Annotated in this window: 23 protein-coding genes; 9 read left to right on the top strand and 14 right to left on the bottom strand. The window is 39.7% G+C overall.

Features of this window, described 5'->3' with window-relative positions:
* Nucleotides 1-47 precede the first annotated feature (47 nt).
* Nucleotides 48-596: a dihydrofolate reductase family protein gene (locus MKY83_RS02815; RefSeq protein ID WP_278177970.1), complete on the bottom strand. Its 549-nt coding sequence runs from the start codon at nt 594-596 to the stop codon at nt 48-50.
* Between the two features lie 186 nt (nt 597-782).
* Here MKY83_RS02815 and MKY83_RS02810 point away from each other — a divergent pair, with 186 nt between their 5' ends.
* Both MKY83_RS02810 and MKY83_RS02805 read left to right on the top strand, forming a co-directional pair.
* Nucleotides 783-1,178: a VOC family protein gene (locus tag MKY83_RS02810; protein ID WP_126741622.1), complete on the top strand. Its 396-nt coding sequence runs from the start codon at nt 783-785 to the stop codon at nt 1,176-1,178.
* Nucleotides 1,175-1,714: a GNAT family protein gene (locus tag MKY83_RS02805; RefSeq protein ID WP_113768737.1), complete on the top strand. Its 540-nt coding sequence runs from the start codon at nt 1,175-1,177 to the stop codon at nt 1,712-1,714. The genes MKY83_RS02810 and MKY83_RS02805 overlap by 4 nt, the downstream gene beginning before the upstream one ends.
* On the opposite strand, the gene MKY83_RS02800 is transcribed toward MKY83_RS02805, so the two are convergent.
* Nucleotides 1,711-1,980 carry a YesK-like family protein gene (locus MKY83_RS02800; protein ID WP_185108425.1) on the bottom strand — a complete coding sequence of 90 codons (270 nt, stop codon included), beginning with the start codon at nt 1,978-1,980 and terminating at the stop codon, nt 1,711-1,713. The two genes, MKY83_RS02805 and MKY83_RS02800, sit on opposite strands and share 4 nt — an antisense overlap.
* A gap of 54 nt (nt 1,981-2,034) precedes the next feature.
* Between MKY83_RS02800 and MKY83_RS02795 the strand changes: the two genes are divergently transcribed.
* Entirely contained in the window at nt 2,035-2,508 is a 474-nt protein-coding gene (locus MKY83_RS02795) for a GNAT family N-acetyltransferase (RefSeq protein WP_268454498.1), read from the top strand.
* Here MKY83_RS02795 and MKY83_RS02790 read toward each other — a convergent pair.
* The 3 genes from MKY83_RS02790 to MKY83_RS02780 form a co-directional block, all read right to left on the bottom strand.
* Nucleotides 2,503-3,288 carry a GNAT family N-acetyltransferase gene (locus MKY83_RS02790; RefSeq protein WP_342488641.1) on the bottom strand — a complete coding sequence of 262 codons (786 nt, stop codon included), beginning with the start codon at nt 3,286-3,288 and terminating at the stop codon, nt 2,503-2,505. The two genes, MKY83_RS02795 and MKY83_RS02790, sit on opposite strands and share 6 nt — an antisense overlap.
* Nucleotides 3,289-3,465: 177 nt before the next feature.
* The gene (locus MKY83_RS02785; protein WP_044140601.1) at nt 3,466-4,665 is read right to left on the bottom strand and encodes an MFS transporter; all 1,200 of its coding nucleotides are present in this window, start codon (nt 4,663-4,665) and stop codon (nt 3,466-3,468) included.
* 31 nt (nt 4,666-4,696) lie between these two features.
* A complete protein-coding gene (locus MKY83_RS02780; protein ID WP_003213833.1) occupies nt 4,697-5,302 on the bottom strand; it encodes a TetR/AcrR family transcriptional regulator in 606 nt (201 codons plus the stop codon).
* A 205-nt stretch (nt 5,303-5,507) separates the two neighbouring features.
* Here MKY83_RS02780 and MKY83_RS02775 point away from each other — a divergent pair, with 205 nt between their 5' ends.
* Both MKY83_RS02775 and MKY83_RS02770 read left to right on the top strand, forming a co-directional pair.
* Entirely contained in the window at nt 5,508-5,960 is a 453-nt protein-coding gene (locus MKY83_RS02775; protein WP_065097490.1) for a MarR family transcriptional regulator, read from the top strand.
* A 56-nt stretch (nt 5,961-6,016) separates the two neighbouring features.
* Nucleotides 6,017-6,916 carry an alpha/beta hydrolase gene (locus MKY83_RS02770; protein WP_003214294.1) on the top strand — a complete coding sequence of 300 codons (900 nt, stop codon included), beginning with the start codon at nt 6,017-6,019 and terminating at the stop codon, nt 6,914-6,916.
* 33 nt (nt 6,917-6,949) lie between these two features.
* Here the strand turns inward: MKY83_RS02770 and MKY83_RS02765 are convergent, their stop codons facing one another.
* On the bottom strand, nt 6,950-8,098 hold the full coding sequence (locus tag MKY83_RS02765) for a type II asparaginase (protein ID WP_003214267.1): 1,149 nt from the start codon (nt 8,096-8,098) through the stop codon (nt 6,950-6,952).
* A gap of 275 nt (nt 8,099-8,373) precedes the next feature.
* Here MKY83_RS02765 and MKY83_RS02760 point away from each other — a divergent pair, with 275 nt between their 5' ends.
* Entirely contained in the window at nt 8,374-8,742 is a 369-nt protein-coding gene (locus tag MKY83_RS02760) for a UPF0715 family protein (protein WP_080772982.1), read from the top strand.
* Here MKY83_RS02760 and MKY83_RS02755 read toward each other — a convergent pair.
* The 6 genes from MKY83_RS02755 to MKY83_RS02730 all read right to left on the bottom strand — a co-directional run bounded on the left by MKY83_RS02755 (nt 8,739) and on the right by MKY83_RS02730 (nt 14,106).
* Entirely contained in the window at nt 8,739-9,752 is a 1,014-nt protein-coding gene (locus tag MKY83_RS02755; RefSeq protein ID WP_268507543.1) for an alpha/beta hydrolase, read from the bottom strand. The two genes, MKY83_RS02760 and MKY83_RS02755, sit on opposite strands and share 4 nt — an antisense overlap.
* Nucleotides 9,749-10,501, bottom strand: a complete 753-nt coding sequence (locus MKY83_RS02750; protein ID WP_185847337.1) for a MerR family transcriptional regulator — start codon at nt 10,499-10,501, stop codon at nt 9,749-9,751. Before MKY83_RS02750 ends, MKY83_RS02755 begins: the two co-directional genes overlap by 4 nt.
* A gap of 105 nt (nt 10,502-10,606) precedes the next feature.
* Nucleotides 10,607-11,368 carry an SDR family NAD(P)-dependent oxidoreductase gene (locus MKY83_RS02745; protein WP_342488109.1) on the bottom strand — a complete coding sequence of 254 codons (762 nt, stop codon included), beginning with the start codon at nt 11,366-11,368 and terminating at the stop codon, nt 10,607-10,609.
* A 101-nt stretch (nt 11,369-11,469) separates the two neighbouring features.
* Nucleotides 11,470-11,835, bottom strand: coding sequence for an MmcQ/YjbR family DNA-binding protein (locus tag MKY83_RS02740; RefSeq protein WP_003213869.1), 366 nt, complete (start codon nt 11,833-11,835; stop codon nt 11,470-11,472).
* A 139-nt stretch (nt 11,836-11,974) separates the two neighbouring features.
* Nucleotides 11,975-12,868: an alpha/beta hydrolase gene (locus MKY83_RS02735; protein ID WP_342488108.1), complete on the bottom strand. Its 894-nt coding sequence runs from the start codon at nt 12,866-12,868 to the stop codon at nt 11,975-11,977.
* A 356-nt stretch (nt 12,869-13,224) separates the two neighbouring features.
* Entirely contained in the window at nt 13,225-14,106 is an 882-nt protein-coding gene (locus MKY83_RS02730; protein ID WP_034620212.1) for a LysR family transcriptional regulator, read from the bottom strand.
* 372 nt (nt 14,107-14,478) lie between these two features.
* Here MKY83_RS02730 and MKY83_RS02725 point away from each other — a divergent pair, with 372 nt between their 5' ends.
* The 3 genes from MKY83_RS02725 to MKY83_RS02715 all read left to right on the top strand — a co-directional run bounded on the left by MKY83_RS02725 (nt 14,479) and on the right by MKY83_RS02715 (nt 18,357).
* Nucleotides 14,479-15,534: an ornithine cyclodeaminase family protein gene (locus MKY83_RS02725; RefSeq protein WP_106033104.1), complete on the top strand. Its 1,056-nt coding sequence runs from the start codon at nt 14,479-14,481 to the stop codon at nt 15,532-15,534.
* Nucleotides 15,535-15,596: 62 nt separating this feature from the next.
* The gene (locus MKY83_RS02720; protein ID WP_003214003.1) at nt 15,597-16,730 is read left to right on the top strand and encodes an aminotransferase; all 1,134 of its coding nucleotides are present in this window, start codon (nt 15,597-15,599) and stop codon (nt 16,728-16,730) included.
* Nucleotides 16,731-17,025: 295 nt separating this feature from the next.
* Complete coding sequence (locus MKY83_RS02715) at nt 17,026-18,357, top strand: aspartate aminotransferase family protein (protein ID WP_003214463.1); 1,332 nt, start codon at nt 17,026-17,028, stop codon at nt 18,355-18,357.
* A 190-nt stretch (nt 18,358-18,547) separates the two neighbouring features.
* On the opposite strand, the gene MKY83_RS02710 is transcribed toward MKY83_RS02715, so the two are convergent.
* Nucleotides 18,548-19,987, bottom strand: a complete 1,440-nt coding sequence (locus MKY83_RS02710; protein ID WP_342488107.1) for a DHA2 family efflux MFS transporter permease subunit — start codon at nt 19,985-19,987, stop codon at nt 18,548-18,550.
* Nucleotides 19,988-20,059: 72 nt separating this feature from the next.
* Nucleotides 20,060-20,638 carry a TetR/AcrR family transcriptional regulator gene (locus MKY83_RS02705; protein ID WP_065097496.1) on the bottom strand — a complete coding sequence of 193 codons (579 nt, stop codon included), beginning with the start codon at nt 20,636-20,638 and terminating at the stop codon, nt 20,060-20,062.
* Nucleotides 20,639-20,815: the final 177 nt, after the last annotated feature.

The raw sequence follows: 20,815 nt of genomic DNA, 5'->3' as shown, positions 1-20,815 counted from the left end.
ATATGATTGTCAACGAGTTTGTTTCATAAAAAAAAGACCACCTCAGGTCAGTGATCCTCTTCTTTTAAGACAAAATGCAATTCAGCTATCTGCTTGTATTGTTTGACTTCTTTTAATGAAAACTTGGATTCTATATCCGCTGGGGAAAACAGAGGAATGCCTCTTCCAATCATGACAGGAGCGATTTGAAGGTAAAGCTCATCAACCAATCCTGCTTTGATAAAAAACTGAAGCAGTTCCCCGCCGCCGACAATCCAGATATGCTGACCTGTTTCATTTTTTAATTTTTCCACAAATGATAAGATATCTTCACGAATGATGTGAGTTCCTTTCAGACTGTCTTGTAAAGTACGTGACATGATATAACATGTCTTTCCTTCATAAGGAAACTCATCTGGTGACAGCTGTAGAACCTGCTCATATGTATTTCGCCCCATGATCAGCGTATCAACTGACGCATAAAAGTCATCATAGTTCGTATCTTCTTCGCCCTCTGTTCCTATTAACCAATCGAGCCTGTGATCCTCTCTCGCTAAATAGCCATCGATACTCATTGCCCCATAAAAAAGCAGCTTCCTTTTCTGACTCAATCTCATCACTCCTTAGCCTATATAAGAACATACATTCTATTTTAATTGTATCAGAAAGGAAAGACAAAGTATACATGGATTTTTCATCATCCGTTTTCATGTCTTCAACACCGTGATTCAATAAGGTATCCTCTTCAGGTAATGATATAATAAAATCAGTTCAATCAATGATCATACTTGGAGGAGAGACTGATGATACGACGACTTGATCATATCGTGTTGACTGTACAACATATGGAGGACACCATTCGCTTTTATACAAACGTATTAGGAATGAAGGAAGAAACCTTTGGAGAAGGCCGTAAAGCGCTTCGTTTTGGTTTACAGAAGATCAATCTTCATGAAGCTGGTCATGAAGATGAGCGGGCAGCGGCTCACCCACTTCCAGGCTCTAGTGATTTGTGCTTTATCACCGATTTAGATATGGACAGTTTGCTGCTACACCTTCGCAAGCAAGTCGTTCCTATTGAAGAGGGACCAGTCAGGCGCACAGGCACATTAGGTCCGGTTGAATCTGTTTATATCCGTGATCCTGATCTGAATTTAATTGAAATATCTCGATATATAGAGGAGGGTGATCCGTCATGACCCGCTTATTTTTGAGACCGATTGAAGAACAGGATTATCCGGGGATTCAAAAAGGATGCCAGCATGCAGAAACACTTTACATGACTGGCACACGCAAAACGTTCACACTAGAAGAAATTCGTTCAGCCTACACCCGATTTTTACAAGATGACAGCAGACGAGATTTCGCCATTTGTCTGTTAGACACGAAAGAAATGATTGGGGATGCAGCGATAGTGGATATTGATTTAATCAATCATACAGCAAGCTTCCGCATTGCGCTTCATGGACCAGAACATTTCCAAAAAGGCTATGGCACTGAAGCTGTCCGAATGGTTCAAGCATTCGCCTTTGAGACGTTAGAACTCAATCGCCTTGAGCTCGAAGTCTTTTCCCACAATCCGAGAGCCTTCAGAAGCTATGAGAAAGCCGGATTTCAATATGAAGGAAAAAGGCGTCAAGCGCTTTATTTCAATGGTACCTACTCAGATGTGATCATCATGGGCATCCTTCGTGAAGAATACAATCAGATGAACAGTGGAGATGCCCCTGCTTAAGAAGGGACATCTTTTTTTAAAAATTGAATCGCTGTGACGATGATCAAACAAATCATGGAAGAGAGAACGATAGAGACGCTTGATATACTAAGTGCCAAGCCTTCCCATCTGCCAATGAAGAAACTGGCTATCAATAAAACCAATCCAAATAGAATGAAGCATATAGGGAGGATCAGCCCCGCATGACGGTTTCTGCCTCTTTTCCCTGCCCACCATGAGAGACACAATACAACAATTGTAAAAATAGCGGTTTGCAGCCAAAACATGTTGTTTCAACTCACTTTCTCTTTTTTTATTTTATGACGATGGAGGTACTTCCAATGAACATGAGACCCATTGAGCAAAAAGACAACCCGTATATCGCAGCGATTATCCGCCAGTCACTAGAATCGGCGAATCTGGCGATTGAAGGAACCGCCTACACTGATCCCCACCTTGACCAGCTGTTCGAATACTATCAATCATTGACTCATGCAGCCTATTGGATTGCTGAAGAGAATGGCGATATTATGGGCGGCGTTGGCATTGCTCCATTTACTAACGAAATATGTGAATTACAAAAGCTTTATCTGAGTCCAAAGGCACAAGGAAAAGGTGCGGGCAAAAAACTGATGGATACGGCGCTGCAATATGCCTCTACATACTATGCAGCATGTTATTTAGAAACTCGCCGAGAATTAACTGCGGCTACTGGCCTTTATCAGCGATATGGCTTTTCTCTTCTTTCAGAGCCGCTTGAAGGCTCTGAGCATTCTGCAATGGATGCTTGGTATCTCAAAACCTTTTCATCATGAACAATAAAACAATCGATAGGTTTTTGTCCGCTGAAAGCCTAACTTTTCTGCCAGTTTGATCGAAGTTAGGTGATGGACATCGCAATCCCAATGCGGTGTCCTCTTATTTTCAAGACAACTCTTGATCATCTGCTGACCTGCCAGCTGCGCTAAACCTTTCCCCCGGCAGGCTTCCTCTGTCCAAATATCTATCTCCACACGATCTTCACTTGAAAAAATGGAGACACATTCACTCACCACGTTCTCACCATCTAAGATAGCAACTCCGATTCCTTTTGATAGGAAGCGCGCCGCTCTCCCCCAATAGGCTTCGTAATAGCTAGGAGGAAAAGCCCTGCTTGCCTTGATCACCTGTTCATTTGTCCGCTCTACTCTGTAGCCTGAATGAGTCGCAAGAACATAAGATTTTGCTTGCGAAAAAACGTACGCATGTCTTTCCATCTCATTCAGATGTGACCCAAGACATTTTTTCATCATCACATCTGTTGATTGATTCGCTGAAAATACGGTAAACCGGCCATTTTGTCTTCTCAGCCTTTCGTAAACATCCACAATGAACGCCGAGCAGTGTGACAACTCCTCCTCTCTCTTCCCTGCAACATAATAAATGCCGCATGCTGTTTCGAGAAAATAAATACGAGGGTGCACTGCATCATCTACATAAAGATCCCCTTGTATGAAACCATCCATGACCGCATCTACAAACACTGGATATGCCGGATCGATCTGGCGAATTCCTTCTTTTATCGATGCTGTCCTTTGCTTTTCCAAAAGATGCATGGCGCCCCCTTTTCCAAACATGTTCTTTTTTTCCATTATATATAAAAAAATGCGCGAATGCAGTGACTCTTTGCAACAAGAATTGTTATGCATCAAAATCAAAAAATGGCACAGGCATTGAATCGTCTGAAGCCACAGTCATAAAAAAAAGAGACCTCACTCAAGGTCTCTTTTCTGTTATTCTGCCGCAGGCTCTTCTGCCTTCCCCTTCCAAATAAGGGTTAAGCCTAATCCGAGAAATAAGACGACACCTGCGAATAGAAATGGGAAATGTATATTTTGATCGAATAAAATCCCGCCAAGGGCTGGGCCGAAAATCGTACCTAGGCTTGTGTAGGTAGAGTTCATCCCTGCGACAAATCCTTGTTGATTGCCAGCGATTTTTGATAAGAAGGTCGTTAATGCTGGACGCAATAAATCAAACGCTAAGAAAATCACACATGTGACAATGAGGACTACCATAAAGCCTGAGACGACAGTTGAAACAAAAGCGAGCACCGCTCCGACAATCAAGCATAGCTGAATGACTCTTTTTTCCCCAAGGGTATTTACGAGTTTCCCAAACACCAGCACTTGGATGATGACCGCCACAATCGAGCTGACCGTAATAATCACCGCAATATCTTTTGGACCAAATCCAAACTTATGATTTGTAAACAGGCTGAAGACCGTTTCATACGCAGACAGTCCAAACGCGAGGACAAACACAATGATAAAAGCGATGAGATAGCTTGGATGGATCGATTTTTTCAAATCCTTAAAGAAGGTGGATTCCTTCACTTGATCCATCTGCTTCGCTCGCTCTTCTTTTGTTAATGGCTCCTTTAGTAAAAGCATAGACGAAATGACAGCTATAAAGGCAATCCCTGCTGCAAAGAAGAATGGCAGGCGTACGCCGTATTCTGCGATAAAGCCACCAATTCCCGGACCAATAATAAAACCGGTACTAATGGCCGCTGACACATATCCCATTGCCTTTGATCTTTCTTGAACGGTCGTGATATCTGCGACATAAGCAGTGACAGCAGGCATGATAAATGCCGCACTAATACCGCCTAGCAGCCTTGCAAAATACAGCACATACACGTGTGTCCCAAGACCAAAGACAAGTTCTGATAACGCAAATAGAAATAGTCCTGACACAATCATAATCTTTCTTCCATAACGGTCTACCCATCTCCCTGCAATAGGTGATGCAATGAGCTGAGCCACAGCAAACGCCGCCACAAGGTATCCCATCGTACTCCCTGTTAGATGCATCACATTCATGAATAGCGGCATGACAGGAATAATAAGACCAATGCCTAAAAACGCAATAAATATGTTACTTAATAAAATAACGAGTACAGCTTTTTGCTCACGAATCGGTTTTTGCATGATGTTTGTTTCCCCTTTATTGATTCAATTGTTACTCATGATGGTTGATTCCGTGAATAATCAATGAGATCGCTTGTTTTTGTAATTCTTTTTTCTCTTCGATTGGATCATTTTTATACAACACGTCTAATCCGTAAAAAACGGATAATAATATTTTCACCGTTGACTCGACATGCTGGATCGACCAGCTGCCATCTTTGTTACCTTTAAGTATGATGTCTCTCATCACATCATCAAAGTCGACATCAATCTTGTTCAGCCGTTCCATGACCTCGTCTGATGTAAAGGCACTTGCACAAAATTCCTCACTTGCTCTCATTAATGGGTAGTTAATGCCCATTTGACTGAGCAGCTCTGCAAATCCTGCGAGCTGATCAATGGCCTGGTGCATCGTTTGTTTTTCCTGATGCCACGTCTCCATCATCAAGAGGTGATCCTCTTCCATGATATGAAGGAACAAAAACTCTTTTCCTTTAAAATGGTGATAAAGATTGCCTTTACTAACTTCAGCCGCCTCTAGAATATCTCGCACAGATGTTTCTGAATATCCCTTTTTTGCAAATAAATCACGTGAAGCGGTGACGATTTTTTGCTTCGTCTTCTCGCTCTTTTCAGCCCCGCTTTGTGTACTTGTCATCTTTCACAATCCCTTCTATCTTGCTTTTCTTCATCAGGACAATTCAAAACCGACCAGTTGGTTTATTTTTTTATTATAAATGGATCTTATTCAAAATACAATGAAAAAGTCATCGAAACAATCACTTATGCCATCTCTTCATTTAAATCATCTTAATATTTAACTTCACTTAACTATAAATATTGCCTATAATGGAATAGAGGTGATGTCATTGGATGCAGAAATCATTCATTACAGTAAAAAAATCATTGAATACTCGAATGCACTAGGCTCCATCTATGTAGAAGAGTATCAACGATTTTTAAAACATGAATATGCAGATTTATCAGCCAAACAAGAGCTGACACTTGAATTATTACGGACAAAAACAAGAACAATCAACGAACTAGCTGATTACTTTTCAATTTCGGCAAGTGCCGCTAGCCAGCTTGTATCAAAGCTTGAACAACTTGGCTATGTCAAACGAGAAATTAATCCACATAACCGACGGGAAATCATTGTTGATTTTGCTCAAAAGGGTCATGACTTTCACAAGAATACAGAAGAAATTCAATTGCACCTCATTCAAAAATATTATGCAAAGCTTCCAAAAGAAGATTTAAAAACATTATTGTCTCTATACGAAAAAATCTATCAGATTGCGAAAGAAGCGCCTTAATACGGTGTTTCTTTCTCCAACATTTAAGTTAGATAAACTATTAAGGAGATGAAAATATGGATAGCATTCTTTTAAAAGATGGTCGTCATATTGGTTTGTGTGAATACGGGGATCTTGAAGGGTTTCCAGTATTCTTTTTTCATGGAACTCCTGGATCAAGAGTGATGTTTTTAGATGATGACCCCATTTCTAAAGAGCTCGGTGTTCGTCTCATCTGTTTAGACAGACCAGGATTTGGTTTATCTACCCCTCAACCTGACCGTACGATTTTAGATTGGGCAAAAGATGTGTTGGAAGTAGCAGATCATCTCGGCGTTCACCATTTTTCAGTGATGGGTGTATCTGGAGGCGGCGCATTCGCTGCTGGCTGTGCTTATCAATTGCCGAATCGAGTCCTTTCAGCCGCTCTGATTTCAAGTACAACGCCATTTCAAAACGGAAAACCGCCTAAAAGTATGCTCAAAGAAAACAAATTGGCTTTTTTCCTCAGTAAGAAGTTTCCTTGGCTATTAAGAGCAAGCTATCGTTCCCAGAAGAAAATGATTGAGAACAAACCAGAGAAATTTAAGAAGCTGGCTAAAAACGGGAACAAGCATTTACATCCGTGGGACCGTCAATTCCTTCAAACCGATGAGCAGTTAGAGATGATGATGACACATTTACACGAAGCCACTCGTCAATCGGTGGATGAATGTATTCATGAACCAGATTTACTCTCGCGTCCGTGGGCATTCGATATGAAAGATATTCAAATCCCAGTTGATGTATGGCATGGAAAAGAAGATTCCATGGCTCCGTTTGTCGAAATAGAAAAAATGGCTCCTAACATTCCAAACGTCAAAACCTATTATATCGATGAAGCGGGACATTTTCTTACGGATGTAGACGATATTTGGCGAGATATTTTACTCTCTTTAAAAACACGTGCAGAAGAGCATCATCAGGAGCACGTATAAAAAAAGACCCGAAGCTTCGGGTCCCTTTCTTCATTAATACTTTTCATAATATGCCTGCACTTTACTTGGATCTTTTGTCTTCGTTAGAGCGAGCATAAGCAGAATGCGTGCTTTTTGTGGATTCAATGAATCCGATGAGACAAAGTGATGTTCATCATCCATTTTTTCATGGGTCACAATCCCATTTCCTGCACGGCTTGATCTCACGAGGACCACGTCTTTCTTCACGGCATCTGTTGCCCCTTTGATGGCTTCTGTTGACATCGTTCCATTTCCGGCTGCGGCAACGACAATGCCTTTCGCTCCTGCTTTTACTGCTGCATCATACATGTATTTTTGATCATTTTGATAGCCGTATAAAATATCGACTTGTGGTAATTCTTTTATGTTTGATACATCAAATTCACTTTCAGACGTATGTTTTCTTGTTGGTTCGTTATAAAAGGAAACCACTTCACCAGCAATTTCTCCAATGTAGCCTTGCTCAAGAGACTTGAAGGAATCGGTTGTGGTCGTGTTTGTCTTTGTAATAAATCGAGCTGATGCAATTCGGTCATTTAATGTGACCATGACCCCTTTGCCTTTGGCTTCTTTTGTGGATGCAATTTTCACAGCATGATACAAGTTCAGCGGGCCATCCGCACTGATAGCAGACGCTGGTCTCATTGAGCCAACGACCACAACTGGCTTATCACTTTTGACAACCAAATGTAAAAAGTAAGCGGTTTCTTCAAGTGTATCTGTTCCATGTGTGATGACAATCCCATCGACTTGATCATCGTTTAAGAGTTTATTGACTCGTTTGGCTAATTTTAAAAGAAGAGCATCATCCACATTTTCACTGCCTACGTTCGCCACCTGCTCACCTGTTACGTTTGCAATATCCTTGAGCTGAGGAACTGAAGCAATGACTTTATCGATGCCAAGTGAACCAGATTTATACCCTGTCGTATCTGTATCACTGTCTGAACTGCCAGCAATCGTCCCGCCTGTCGCTAATACCTTAATATTAGACAAGGACTTATTACCTGTTTCTACGGCTGTCGTTTTGTCTTTTGATTCCTTAGATGCTGTTTCGTTTTCGCTTTGATTTTTCTCTTGGGTACTTGTATTGGCACAAGCTGCTGTCGACATTAATAAAACAGAAAGAAGGACAGCACCTAACCATTTTGTTACGTTCATTCGATCATCTCTTTTCTTAAATGTGATGGATTCAAAGCTATATCTCTTTCTATAGGGTTTACTTTATACCAATCCTTCATTCATCAGCATGAGGCGAAAGTTACAGAACCAAATAAAGGCAAAAAGGTCATTATCACAATCATTTCTTTACATCTAAATACCTAACTTTTTTTAAAAAAGATAATATTGAGGTTGTTCAATTATTAACAGTAAACGATGCTAGATCATCAATTTATGATAAAATATAGTAAATTTTACAAAAAGGAGTATACATATTGCAAAAGCTTCAATCATTTCACAAAATCCTAATAACACTATTCCTTAGTTCGATTTTACTCAGTCTGTTCGTATGCTTCTATCCACCGATTCAGGGTGAGCCTACGTTTATGGTATTTTACGTTCCCATCTTTTTTGTTTATTATTTCGTCTTTGCGGTTCCTTTGCAGTTGTTGTTTTCTTTGCAACCAAAGGCTTTCCATCCACTTTATCTAGCTGCTTATTTACTGATTGCAATGGTTGTCATGCTTTTTGTGATTGATGGAATTGGGAGTTCAGTATCTATACCTATCGTCATCATGAGCAGTCTCATCTACTGGATCTTTGATTCTTTGCTTTATCAAAGAACATATGAAAAAAACACCTAATGTGAAGGTGTTTTTAGCTGCTCGAGTATATGCTCACAATGATCCAAGTACGCTTGGCTCAGTAGGAAATCTTTCGGTGCGGCGATCGATGCTAATGTGATCAGGGCATTGGAATGATGAATGAGCGGATTCAGCATTGAATGCTCTACGTCTCTTATTGTTTGAATATGCAACCATTGAGGTGCTACTTCTTTCTCGTAGATCCTTTTTGTTTCAGCGGAATCTACGTTTCGGTCATTTTGTGCCAAAACCAAATAGATCGGTGATTGGATGCGCTTGATATCTGAAGTGGCATCGGCTTTCATGTTCTTTTGAATGAATTCATAACGATCTTTTGTCATCTCTTGATCGTCCGTTTTCTTTTGATATGTGCGAAATGCCGCGCCTTCTTCTAATAATTTGTTTTGCTCATCTTCTTTTTCGATTGTTTTTTGAATTTGTTCTTGAGATGCATTCGTTTCTTTTAATGTTTGAAGTGTATTGTACCTTCCCTGTCTCATCCAATTGATAGCAGGACCGACAAGGATGGAGGCTGTGATATCGGTTCGATCTGTCATTACTTTTGGGATCACCCAGCCCGCTTGGCTTGCTCCCCATAAGATGATTTGTTTTGATTGAAGATTATGCTCTTTCTTCGCCCATTTGATCACATACTCTACTTCCTTTGCACGATCATCCATGGATTGATGCAGCCAGTTTCCTTCTGATTGACCCACCCCGGGCTTATCCCATGATATAGACGCATAGCCTTGCTTTGCAAAGCGTTCCATTAAAGGTCTGTATCCTCCGTCATATGTGGCATTTTGTGGACCATCTCCGTGTACAAAAAGGACAATTCCTTTTATTGACTCCTCCTTCTTAGGTGTTGTGACGATACCTGATAATGTCCCATCCGCAGTCTCCATGACAACTTCCTTTTCATTCATAGCAAAGCTGTTTTCATAAAATACAAATGCTGTGATAAAAATGAATGCCGATGCAGCGATGATCAGCCAAATCCTTTTTTTCAAGTTCTATTCCCCGCTCTCTGTTCAACTGTATACACCATGGAATCTTGGTACGTGACAGAGACTGGTACATTCTCATATAAGATCATATAAGAAGGCTGGTCAAACGGAGCTTCGTGTAGAAAAGCCTCAATTTCTTCAATGACTTTCTCTTCATCTTCGGCTAAAAAACTTTTAACCGCGTAAGAACCTGCATCCAGTCTCACATCGTAATCCTGTTCATTTGATACATAATAAGAAATGGTTGAGTCATCTTGCAGATTGATCACATAATATCTCTCCTCAAAAAGAGACAGATCCAGATCCTTTTGTTGAACGATTTGTTTAAAATCGAGCTCTGTTTCAGTCTTTAGAAGATGATCTGGGATCTGTTTTAAATAACGAATTGGCCGATCTTGAGTGGTTGTTTGATGAAGCTGAAGGTTGTTTTGAATCGACAGCATATGCTCCAGACGCTGTTTCACTTCGCTCAATTCCTGTAATTGCTTCTCGACCTGATCCAGCATACCTTGATAGGACAGAGTCATACCGGGTTCTTTCGAAAAGCTCTCGCTGATATCTTTTAAAGAAAACCCCGCCTTTTTTAAGAAGAGGATTTGATAAAGGGTGTAAATTTCTTTTTCATCAAATAATTGGTACCCATTTTGAGCGACCTTCGCAGGGCGGACGAGATCCTGTTCTATATAATGACGAAGCGTATACTTTGTGATGTTTAATAGCTTACATACTTCTCCACTTGTTACATACGTCACTAGATTCCCTCCTTGTGTACACATTCTAAACCATGTGGTTACCACACAGTCAATCATGCCATAAAAAAATCACCGAGGACATCTTCCCTCAGTGATGTATCATTTCTATTTCATACTTGGACCAGCATGTGAAAAAATCGGATCTTTCAATTCAAAATCAAATGTCTTGCCGTCAACAATACCGACTGTTTTATCATGGTCATAAAGCTCAAGCAGACAAGCTGCCATTTCTTTTGATGTATGATATTTCTTGATATTGCCTTCATATTCGAATTGATCTACATCTAATGAACGCTTTGCAAATTCTGATTCTGTTGCAGAAGGTGCTAATATTTTGGCCTGTAACTTAGCTCCCTTTTCTTTCAACTCTAGTGCCAATCCTTCTGTAAAGGCGCTCACGTAAAACTTCGTGGCCGAATAGGTGACGGCATTGCCGACGACTGTATAGCCCGCTCTTGAAGAAATGTTGATCAGCTGAGCCCCTTCTACTTGCTCATAATCACGAACAAATAAAGTGGATAAAATCGTTAAGGCTTCGATATTCAGATGAAGCATATCTCCAATTTTACTTACATCCTGTTCTCCTATCGAGCCGAAATGGCCGAATCCTGCATTATTAATGAAGGTGTCGAGCTCATATTCAGCCAATGATTCATAAAATGAATACACTTGCTCCATGTCGGTTAAATCGACAGACTGTATATTTACTTTGATATCGGGATATTGATCAAGAATCTCCTTCTTCAGTTCTTGGAGTTTCTCGAGCCGGCGTGCAGCTAAAATAAGGTTTTTGCCTCGTGCTGCAAAGGCCAGTGCCGCCTCATATCCAATACCTGAACTTGCTCCTGTAATGACTGTATAGTTCATTTTATATCCCCCTATGAACGTCTTCTAACTAGTTAAATTATAACGACAGCACTTTGCTCTAGTCAATTTTGAAGAGAATCACAGGGGTGACTTGTCTAGCTTCATTCATCATGTTGGAGGATGTCATGTTGAGATTTTTTTGTTAATTTGTGAAAAACCAATTGGTAGGAATGTTCGATTAACTCCTCTACAAATGAAGCTGGAATGTCTGCATCAAGGTAAATGGAATTCCAATGAGTCTTATTCATATAATAGCCCGGAATAATCCCCTCATGCATCTCTCTTAGTTCTTCAGCACGTTGAGGGTCACATTTTAAAGTGATAACAGGCTTTCGATTCGCATCTCCGCCCATCATAGCAAACATCTTTCCACCAATATGATATCGATCTGCCTGCCATTCTGGCTGATAATCATGGGTGACTCCTTTTAAAGAAAGACAAAATGCCTGTAGATTCTCTTTTTCCATTAGATTCGCTCCTTTTTTAAGTCTACTATTCTTTCTATTATATCGACTATAAAGGCATATATCTGATCTTTTTCATTCACTTCACAACAATAAAGCACAGGCCCGCTAGGTTCTGTGCTTTTCTATCAATGCTTCTTTCTTATTCAAACGCCTTCTTCAATTGATCACTCATGAGATGCCAAGCCTCTTCAGCTATTTCTAAATCTCCGGCATGCGTGAAGGCGTGGGGAACTCCTTTAAACTGTCTGTACGTGACGTCTATCCCTGCTTCTTTTAACTTCTCCGCATATTGTTCGGCTTCTTGAGCTAGCGAATCTCTTTCAGCTGTGATAACGAGAGCTGGTGGCATTTGTGCCAAGGATGAACGATCGGCAAAGATTGGAGAAACGAGCGGATTGCGCGGATCTTGGCCTTGCAGATAGAAGGCATTAAAGAGCCTCGCCATTTCAACTGGGATCGCTTCTTCAAACGCTGGCTTTTGTGCTGGATCAGTGGCTAAATCAAGTGGCGGATAATCAAGCACTTGATAGACAATCGGGAGTTGGTTCCCTTTTTGAATATTTAAGAGACAAGCAGCCGTTGCCAAGTTTCCTCCTGCGCTATGTCCGCCAATGGCTATTGCTTTGGGATCTATTTGAAGCTCATCAGGGTGTTCATACAGCCACTTCAGCACATCATAGCATTCATGAAGAGCGGCTGGGAAAGGGTGCTCTGGAGCAAGCTGATACTCGACATTGACGACGATACATTGGGCTCGGTCTGCAATGACCGGACACCAGTGGTTATCCATTTCAGCACTGCCTAGAATAAATCCTCCGCCATGTAAATTCACAAAAACAGGAAGCGGCTGCTTTGATGTGTTGACCGGCTTAAATACCCATACCTTTGTTTCGCCAGCACTTGTTGGAATGTCATATTCCATTTTGTTCACTTCAGGTGGATGGACTGGTTTTAGTTCCGATTGACTCGGTAATGAACCTTCAGATGGTTGACGTAATGACTCAGCGATTTTGATTTGTTCTTGTAAGTTCATGATCTCAGTCTCCTATCTTATTCATTTCTTCTTAACTCATTCGTTCCTTTTTCCTCTTTTCCTTCTACTGAATCAGCACCACCTTACTGAATTCATCAAAATAAAAAAGATAATCCCGCTTTTTTAGTTGGTTTCGAAGGAATTGACGAAGAAGACATTGAAGATGGTATACGTTTATTAGCTAAACTAATCAATAAAGCTAAGTAACACACTGAATATAACACACGATACTAAGAAAATAAAAAATTAGAAAACGAGTTTTCCATGTTTATTGTAAACGTGAAAAACTCGTTTTTATATTACTCTATATCACAGCAGAAAACCTATAAAAATAAATAATGTTTAAGAAAAAACGATCAATCTGTAACTGCAAACCAAGTGTCTTTGAGCAATTCAGAGAAAGATTGAACGGTTGGTCCTTCTGAACGACTTTTTAAAAATACTACAGATGTTTCAATTGGTTTTTCACAGTAATGCAAAGGGAGAAGAATACCCTCTGCTAATTCTTCTTTAATCATATTTTCTCCAAGCAAGGCGATTCCGGTTTTATTTAAAACTGCCCGTCTAATCGTTTCATCGCTTCCCCCGCATTCAATGATAGAAGATGGACGGGTGTTAATTTCAGAAAAACACTGCTCTGTAATTGAGCTAAAACCGCAATGTTCATGATATGCGAGAAACGGAAAGGATTCTATAACCTCTTCTTTAGAACGGTTTTTGGCAAGGTCGGCGGAGACAACCAACACCGCCTTTTCCCTTTCTAAAACAAACTTTTCTAATTCTGAGGAATCAACTTCCCCTGCAACAATCCCAATATCTGCTTCATTATTTAAAATTTTATCGACAGCTATAAGGCTGTTCGCTGGCATAAGGCGTAGCTTCACTTTTTTATGCAATTTTGTATAAGAACTAAGTAGTAAGGATAGGTGATTCGTACAATAATATTCTGAAGCTGTAACAGTTAGACTTCCGGAAGGACCATTTAACTCTTCCATGTCTCTTTCCATATATTCCATTAATTCAAATAATCTATCTGTATGTTGCTTTAATTTTTTTCCAGCAGGTGTCAAAAACGTTTTTTTCCCAATACGGGTGAATAGAGAATGATTTATTTCCCTTTCTAATACTTGAATTTGTAAAGTAATAGTGGGTTGAGTATATTTTAAGATCTTTGCAGCTTTGGTCATATTCAATTCATTGGCTACTACTTGAAAAGTTTTTAGATTTCTGAGTTCCATTTAACCTTCATCTCACTATCTATATTTTTTATAGCCTACAAAAACTACTAACCAAAAGTATAAAAAAATCATCTGATATAAGGTGAACCATATAACCCCATAGACAAGATGCACTGAAAAGAATAGCATTCAAAACATTATATCAAAAATGTTAACGATGTAGGAAAGCAGTTTATCGAATGTATATAAAACAAAAATGGATTAGCTTCTATAAAATACCAATAAAAATCAAATCTTCTCCTTACTCTTAAAGTTATAATATATCGCTAAAGTTTTCTAATACATACTATTAAATTAATTAATTTTTAGCTTTTTTCATCCTGTGATAGATTGGATAAAGAGCAGAACGAGGTAAGGGAAAGGAAGGTTATTATGTATCCATTTAAAGTATTAAATCATGAAGATATCAAAGTTATTCTTGATATGCAAAATGTAATTGATATCGTAGAAAAAGCTTACGTGTTAAAAGAAAATAAAGAAGCTTCTTTATTCCCAATGGTATTTCACGAGTTCGAACCTGGTAAAGCGGACATGGATATTAAATCAGGAGAATTGTCAGGAGTAGGCATTTTCGGTTTAAAGCTTGTTTCCTGGTTCGGGGATAACCCTTCTAAAGATCTTCCTGCTGTTGTTGGTACTGTCTTAGTTCTTGACAGCCATACAGGTCTTCCGATCGGCATCTTGAGCGGTGAGTATATGACCATGATGCGCACCGGAGCAGCTGGTGGAATTGGAGCTAAATATTTAGCAAGAAAAGATTCAGAAGAATTGCTGATGGTAGGATCAGGTCATGTTGCGGCTTATCAAATCTTAGCTGTTTTAATGACAATGAATCATATCAAAAGAGTTCGAGTGTATAATGCCCATTCATTTGACAAGGCTGGTCAGTTTTGTGCAGACATCAAAGGCAAGTTAAAAGAGCTGTTAGCTCAAACTAAAGAGCAAAACCCGGAAGTTTATGAAGAAATGCTTCAAAAGATAGAGATTGAGTATACGCCAGTTAATGATATTGAAACAGCTACGAGAAATGCAGATATTATTATTACGGCTACTCCAGCACGCCAACCAATTATTCAAAAAGAATGGGTAATGCCGGGTACTCACTTTTCATGTGTGGGTGCAGACATGGCAGGAAAACAGGAAATTGATGAAAATATTTTAACTGATTCTCGCATATTCGTTGATGACCTTGAACAGTCTGTTACGGTAGGAGAATTTGAAACTGCATTCAAAAAAGGCATCATTACAAAAAATAGCATCGTTTCGGAAATTGGAGGGGTGATTACAAATCAAGCACCAGGACGCATTTCTCCAGAAGACATCACTGTTTTTGACAGTACAGGCATTTCTCTTCAAGATCTATTGACAGCGAACTATGTTCTAGAACAAGCAGAAGAAAAACAAATTGGGATGTCGACAAAGCTGTAATGAATCGATAACTTTTTAAATAAGCAGATTTAGAAAGTATTCTTTACAAAGGAGTTAATAGGATGAATATTAAAACATTTGCTGTAGAACATTGGATGAATTTATACGAGCAAGAGGCCGTTTATAATATCGCGGAAACATGTGTTGAATCTTTCACTGTAAATGAGTTGATTGGAATGGATGGCACAAATCCAGCTGACTTTTTCAATGAAGTCGGAAAGAAAAAATTAACATACGGACATATTGAAGGATCTCCAGAGTTTAAAAGCTTAGTATCTGGCCTGTATGAGACAGTTGAAGCTGATAATGTGCTTGTCATGAATGGAGCAATCGGTGCAAACTTCTTAGTGCTCTATTCTCTTATTGAGCCAGGAGATCATGTAATTGCTGTACACCCAACATACCAGCAATTATATGATGTGCCGGCTTCATTTGGCGCGGATGTAGATCTGCTGCCATTGAGACCAGAAAATAACTTCCTGCCGGATCTAAACGAATTAAAGTCTCTGATTAACGAAAAAACAAAATTGATTATTATCAACAATCCGAATAATCCTTCAGGTGCTATTATTGAGAGAGAAATGCTTGAAGAGATTGTAGACATTGCACGCTCATGTGATGCTTACTTGCTGAGCGATGAAGTATACAGAAACCTATTACAGGAAGATAACCTTGTAGTGCCATCTGTTGCTGATTTATATGAAAAAGGAATCAGTACATCAAGTATGTCAAAAGTATTTTCATTAGCCGGCTTGCGCCTTGGCTGGATTGCAGGTCCAAGTGATGTGATCGCTGAATGCATAAAACACCGTGATTACACAACCATCAGTTGTGGTGTGCTTGACGATATGTTAGCCGTTCATGCTCTTAAAAATTATGACAAAGTCCTGGGGAGAAGCCGCAAAATTATCAAAGATAACCTGGCTATTTTAGATGAGTGGGTTCAAAACGAACCTTCAATCTCCTACGTAAAGCCACGCGCAGGCACAACATCTATGCTGAAATACGATTACCCTGTTTCATCAGAAGAATTTTGCGTTGACCTATTTAAAACGAATGGCACATTCTTAACGCCCGGTTCTTGCTTTGATATGGAAGGATATGTTCGTATCGGTTACGCATGTTCAACAGATGTATTAAAAGCAGGTCTTGAAAAATTCTCTGAATATCTGCGTACCCTTAAAGTAAACAGCTGATGAACAACCATTAAGATAGATATTTGGAAAATCTAATCGTACAAAAAACCGAACTGCCAAATGGTTAGTTCGTTTTTTTGTAAAGTTAATCAGGATATTTAACCCCCTAAAGACATTGCAATATCTTGTCGGATTATCTTACATCATTCATTTCAATAGTTACCATAAAGAAGTTCAAATTTTGAGTTCATTATTTTCGTGTTATTCTACATCTGCAACAGATGAAAGAGGAAAGGTAGAGGTGGAATGTAACAAGCTTAAACAATACTCAAGAAGATGGGAGAGGTAAGATTTTATGAGTAACAGCTGGAGTTCCTTAGTTGAGAACATGGGTGATTATTTAGCACCTAGCATGGCAAAAGATCATCCAAACTTACCTGTAGTAAAAGCAGAAGGTTGTTATTACTACGGGCTAGATGGGAAAACCTATTTAGACTTTACTTCCGGGATTGCAGTAGCTAATACAGGACATCGCCATCCTAAAATTGTACAAAGTATCAAGGATGCAGCAGATCAATTAATGCATGGCCCTTCGGGAGTCATTATGTATGAATCCATTTTAAAACTGGCCAAATCTCTAGGTGAAATTCTGCCAGGAGATTTAAATTGTTTTTTCTTTGCCAATAGCGGCGCTGAAGCAATTGAAGGAGCTTTAAAATTGGCTAAATATGCTACAAAGAGACCTTATGCTATTTCTTTTACGGGGTGCTTTCATGGTCGTTCTTTAGGTGCTTTAAGCGTATCGACATCAAAAAGTAAATATAGAAAATATGTAAATCCTTCTCACCTGACTTATCATCTGCCTTACGCTAATATGCAGGCGTGCCCCGAAGGTAAAGACCCAGAAACTTTCTGCATCAACGAATTAGAAAAACATTTTGAAGAATTATTTAAACACCAAGTGACACCTGAAGAAGTAGCCTGCGTCATATTAGAACCTGTATTGGGAGAAGGCGGCTACATCATCCCTCCTAAAGGGTGGCTGAAAAAGATCCGCGACATATGCGATCAGCATGGTATACTGCTTATTTTTGATGAAGTACAAACTGGCTTTGGACGCACAGGAGAGTGGTTTGCTACTCAGACATTTGAAGTCACTCCAGACATTATGGCGATTGCTAAAGGAATAGCTTCTGGTCTACCTTTAAGTGCCACAGTAGCTTCAAAAGAACTGATGAGCAAATGGCCTGCTGGAAGTCATGGAACAACGTTCGGTGGAAATCCAATTGCCTGTTCGGTAGCGTTAACCACTCTCGAAATCATGAAAGAAGAAAGGTTACTAGATAATGCAAAAGTGGTTGGTCAATATGCTACTGAAAAACTAAAAAAAATGAAAAAAAATCACCCGATCATTGGAGAGATACGCTCAGTAGGCTTAATGATTGGAATTGAAATGTTAAACCCAAAAACAAAAAAACCGGACGGGAACGCTGTCATGAAGATTTTAGATTATGCCCTTGAGCAGGGAGTTCTCTTTTACTTATGCGGTAACGAAGGAGAAGTGATTAGAATGATCCCTCCTCTGACAGTCACAAAAGAACAGATTGACGATGGACTTTCAAAATTAGAAAAGGCACTACACCAATTTGAGAAAGAATTTAAAATAGAAGCCGTTTCGAATATTTAAGAATATATCATCTTGTGTTTTGCTCCAAGAGGATAGGCACCGTGTTCTTTTGTTTTGTTTTAAAATGCAGATTCATAGATCTTTAAAAAACTAATAAAGTAGATCAACTTGAGCTGGTATCCCATTTAATTTGATCTACTTTATTGAAAAAAGCACTGCGGCGCTAAGTCCTCAGTGCTTTTCATCTGTTTTATGAAACTTGCTGTTCTACCTTCACTCGTTTAATAAAGAAAGCGATGATCAAACCAATGACGGTCACGATCACAGCAAAGATAAATGCATGCTGGACGCCATTTGTAAAGGCGAGCAGCTTGTTCATCGGATTTGCAGGATCAGCCACATTTTCCATAAAGCTGCGGGTTCCTGATGAAAGGATCGAAATACCAACCGCAGTACCAATGGCTCCTGACACCTGCTGCAATGTATTCATAATCGCTGTACCATGCGGATATAGCTCTGGCGGCAGCTGATTTAATCCATTTGTTTGTGCAGGCATCATGATCATCGCGATGCCGACCATTAATGTAATATGAAGGGTCACAATGTATCCAATCGATGTATTCACACTTAGATTGGTAAAACCTAACATCGTCACTACGACGATCGCAAGCCCTGGAATCACAAGCCATTTCGGTCCAAACTTATCAAATAAACCACCCATGATTGGAGACAGCAGACCGTTGATAATTCCACCTGGCAATAGCATTAAACCTGCTGTAAAGGTCGTTAGTGCCAAGGATGTTTGCAGATACAATGGCAAAATCATCATAGCAGACAGCATGACCATCATACAAACTAAGATCAGCAGTAACCCAATGACAAACATCGGATATTTAAACGGGCTTAAGTTCAGCATCGGTTCCTTCATATTCAACTGTCTGAGAGAGAATACAAGAATCCCAATGACACCTACTACAATTGCCACGATCACATGCATACTGCTCCAGCCGCCGCCTTCACCGGCACTACTAAAGCCATACACAATTCCTCCGAAACCAATGGTTGAAAGCACAATGGATAAGATGTCGATTTTTGGTCTTGTTGGTTCTGTAATATTTTGCATAAAGATAAAACCAAAGACGAGTGCAGCTATTAATAGCGGAAGTGAAATCCAGAAAATCCAATGCCACGTCAGCGATTTCAAAATAAGACCAGAGACTGTTGGACCAACAGCTGGTGCAAACATGATCACAAGACCTATAATCCCCATAGATCTGCCTCGTTTATGAGGCGGGATGATTACCAAAATCGTATTGAACATCAATGGAAGAAGCAATGCTGTCCCGACTGCCTGTACGACACGTGCCACCATTAAAATACTAAAGACTGGTGCAACTGCTGCGATAAAAGTTCCAATGATCGAAAAGACGAGCGACGTCATGAAAAGCTGTCTTGTTGTAAACCATTGAAGAATGAGTCCTGAAATTGGTACGAGAATACCAAGTGTTAATAAATATCCTGTTGTCAGCCACTGAGCTGTCGTCGCTTCAATTCCAAAGTCTAACGTTAAGCTTCTCAGCGCCATATTTAGTGCCGTTTCACTGAACAAGCCAATAAAACCAGCTGTAATAAATGAGATAATAATGGGCAGCGTTCGAATATGAGAAGCTACTGCTTGCTGTTTGTTCATAGTAGGTTGGCTCCTTTTCTTTTTCAATTTAAATCAATCATAGGAAGTGAGGACGGTCAGAAATGAGCCACTTCAATGTCTATTGAAAACAGATAAAATCTGTTTTTCTGCAGCGAATTGAGCGATTTTTTCGATTGTATAACCAGATTCATGAATATAAAACATCATTTCAGGCGTCATCGGAGAGGACATACAAAGTGTCGTCAGTTCAATATCCTGTATATTCGCTTCACCTTTTTCATCTGCTTCTTCTAGCAAATCACGAATCATTTGCCTAAGCGATTGACTGTAATGACAGTCATACACTTTGCTTGTCTGCTCTAAATTCCCAGATATCGTAAGCATCCGAATCCAGTCTAAATGATGACCGACAATGAGATGAATTTCTTCGAGCACATAACGCAAACGTTCACGAACCGGCTGGTCACTGATTTTGCTCAAGTAAAGATGCAAAGCAGGGATCAGCTGTTCAAATTTTTCTCCAAGGATCGAAAGGCACAAATCACTTTTATTGGCATAACGGCGATAAAGAGTACCCTGCCCAACACCAGCTGTTTTGGCAATTTTATGCATGCTGACATTTTCCACGCCAAATTCCTGAAACAAAGTAAAAGCGACCTCTTCAATTTCCTTCCCAATATCCTTTTCCATGATGCTTCACCTTCTTTACCTTCATCCATATTGCACTTCTCTCTATGTGTTCAATCAAAACTTTTTGGTTTTCATTAGGACAATTGTACCGGTATTATCTTACGGACAACTGTCCGCTTTGTCAATCATTCTTTAGTAAATAGCCTGAAAAAGATCATTTTCTTTCGTAACTTCCTA

It is taken from the genome of Bacillus sp. FSL M8-0266 (assembly GCF_038613425.1).
Lineage (GTDB): Bacteria > Bacillota > Bacilli > Bacillales > Bacillaceae > Bacillus > Bacillus pumilus.
The sequence above is the reverse complement of the archived record's forward strand: the minus strand, read 5'-3'. Positions and strand labels throughout refer to the sequence as shown.

What these genes read in the sequence shown, in the direction of transcription:
- MKY83_RS02815 (WP_278177970.1), bottom strand. Translation starts at nt 596, where the DNA reads ATGAGATTGAGTCAGAAAAGGAAGCTGCTTTTTTATGGGGCAATGAGT.
- MKY83_RS02810 (WP_126741622.1), top strand. Translation starts at nt 783, where the DNA reads ATGATACGACGACTTGATCATATCGTGTTGACTGTACAACATATGGAG.
- MKY83_RS02805 (WP_113768737.1), top strand. Translation starts at nt 1,175, where the DNA reads ATGACCCGCTTATTTTTGAGACCGATTGAAGAACAGGATTATCCGGGG.
- MKY83_RS02800 (WP_185108425.1), bottom strand. Translation starts at nt 1,980, where the DNA reads ATGTTTTGGCTGCAAACCGCTATTTTTACAATTGTTGTATTGTGTCTC.
- MKY83_RS02795 (WP_268454498.1), top strand. Translation starts at nt 2,035, where the DNA reads ATGAACATGAGACCCATTGAGCAAAAAGACAACCCGTATATCGCAGCG.
- MKY83_RS02790 (WP_342488641.1), bottom strand. Translation starts at nt 3,288, where the DNA reads ATGCATCTTTTGGAAAAGCAAAGGACAGCATCGATAAAAGAAGGAATT.
- MKY83_RS02785 (WP_044140601.1), bottom strand. Translation starts at nt 4,665, where the DNA reads ATGCAAAAACCGATTCGTGAGCAAAAAGCTGTACTCGTTATTTTATTA.
- MKY83_RS02780 (WP_003213833.1), bottom strand. Translation starts at nt 5,302, where the DNA reads ATGACAAGTACACAAAGCGGGGCTGAAAAGAGCGAGAAGACGAAGCAA.
- MKY83_RS02775 (WP_065097490.1), top strand. Translation starts at nt 5,508, where the DNA reads ATGTCATTGGATGCAGAAATCATTCATTACAGTAAAAAAATCATTGAA.
- MKY83_RS02770 (WP_003214294.1), top strand. Translation starts at nt 6,017, where the DNA reads ATGGATAGCATTCTTTTAAAAGATGGTCGTCATATTGGTTTGTGTGAA.
- MKY83_RS02765 (WP_003214267.1), bottom strand. Translation starts at nt 8,098, where the DNA reads ATGAACGTAACAAAATGGTTAGGTGCTGTCCTTCTTTCTGTTTTATTA.
- MKY83_RS02745 (WP_342488109.1), bottom strand. Translation starts at nt 11,368, where the DNA reads ATGAACTATACAGTCATTACAGGAGCAAGTTCAGGTATTGGATATGAG.
- MKY83_RS02740 (WP_003213869.1), bottom strand. Translation starts at nt 11,835, where the DNA reads ATGGAAAAAGAGAATCTACAGGCATTTTGTCTTTCTTTAAAAGGAGTC.
- MKY83_RS02735 (WP_342488108.1), bottom strand. Translation starts at nt 12,868, where the DNA reads ATGAACTTACAAGAACAAATCAAAATCGCTGAGTCATTACGTCAACCA.
- MKY83_RS02730 (WP_034620212.1), bottom strand. Translation starts at nt 14,106, where the DNA reads ATGGAACTCAGAAATCTAAAAACTTTTCAAGTAGTAGCCAATGAATTG.
- MKY83_RS02725 (WP_106033104.1), top strand. Translation starts at nt 14,479, where the DNA reads ATGTATCCATTTAAAGTATTAAATCATGAAGATATCAAAGTTATTCTT.
- MKY83_RS02720 (WP_003214003.1), top strand. Translation starts at nt 15,597, where the DNA reads ATGAATATTAAAACATTTGCTGTAGAACATTGGATGAATTTATACGAG.
- MKY83_RS02715 (WP_003214463.1), top strand. Translation starts at nt 17,026, where the DNA reads ATGAGTAACAGCTGGAGTTCCTTAGTTGAGAACATGGGTGATTATTTA.
- MKY83_RS02710 (WP_342488107.1), bottom strand. Translation starts at nt 19,987, where the DNA reads ATGAACAAACAGCAAGCAGTAGCTTCTCATATTCGAACGCTGCCCATT.
- MKY83_RS02705 (WP_065097496.1), bottom strand. Translation starts at nt 20,638, where the DNA reads ATGGAAAAGGATATTGGGAAGGAAATTGAAGAGGTCGCTTTTACTTTG.